Origin of the sequence: Aequorivita sediminis (assembly GCF_032080575.2) — a bacterium.
In the GTDB taxonomy this organism is placed as follows: Bacteria; Bacteroidota; Bacteroidia; order Flavobacteriales; family Flavobacteriaceae; genus Aequorivita; species Aequorivita sediminis.
Window position 1 is genome coordinate 1 of the sequence record NZ_JAVLSO020000031.1, and the last position, 1,181, is coordinate 1,181.

Annotated in this window: 1 protein-coding gene; it reads right to left on the minus strand. The window is 36.7% G+C overall.

The window, feature by feature from the left end; translation table 11 throughout:
* On the minus strand, nt 1-1,181 hold a 1,181-nt coding region (locus tag RT250_RS13480), incomplete at both ends, for a DUF7507 domain-containing protein (protein ID WP_313115413.1).

Consider the following 1,181-nt stretch of genomic DNA (forward strand, 5'->3'; position numbering starts at 1 on the left):
ATTACATCACCAACCTCGAGTGTTGAACATCCTGTAGTTGGATCAACTTCAACATCTGAAGTTTTAATAAGTGCAATGCTCGCATCAGTACAGATTAATACTGTAACTGTATTACTTGTAGCAGTATCTACAGGTCCTAAAGCAGAATTACCGTTTACAGTAGCGGTATTCACTATCGATCCTGCATCTATATTATCTTGGTCTATTGTATATGTAGCTTCAAAGGTCCAAACTTCACCTACATTTAAAATGCCATCATTATTTAAATCTCCCGATACTAAATTAATAGTAACTATTGGGTTCGGAGATTCAAATAATGGGTCTGTAATAACAACATCTTCGATATCTACATCACCTTCATTTGTTACAACAAACTCATAATCAATTGTATCTCCAATAATAAAGTTAATACAATCTGTCGTTGCGCTGCTAGTCGATTTAACGATAGACATTTCAGCATTTTGACAAAGATTTACGGTTTCCGTATCTGATCCAGAAACCGGGAATGGAGTAGATGCCTCAGCCTCTCCAGTAACCTCGGCTGTATTAATAACTTGCCCATTTATAATATCCTGTGCCGTAACAACATACGAACCTGTAAACTCCCAGATTTCTGAAACATCAAGCTTACCGTCATTATTGGTATCACCTGTTGGACCAGAGATAGTAGCAATCATCACATCTGTAACTACAACATTACTGATTGGTGTTGTACCATTATTTGTCACTTTAAAAGTGTATGATATGCTTTCACCGATAGCTAGTGGAGTACATCCTTGTGAATTATTCGGACTGGCTATTTTTTCAATGTTAATACCGCAGTCATTTATAGTTAAGACAACTGGAGTTCTATTTGTGCTAATACAAGTATTATCAAAATCATTAACAGCTTCAGCCCAAAATGTTTTACTACCAATTGCACTCCAAATTGGATTAACTACATTACCTCCAATTTCTTGGTCGTACCAAACTACCGATTCATTAGGACCTACAGATATAACAGTGTTTGCATCTAAAACTTGAATTGGATCTTCACTACATTGTGAAATATCACCACTACTTACAGGCGCGTCTGGTGCATTTGGCACATCGTTAATCGTTACAGATAAAGCTGTAGAAACACAAGTAGGATCTGAAGTATTACGAGCCGTTACACTATATGTACCGGAGGTTAAGTCATT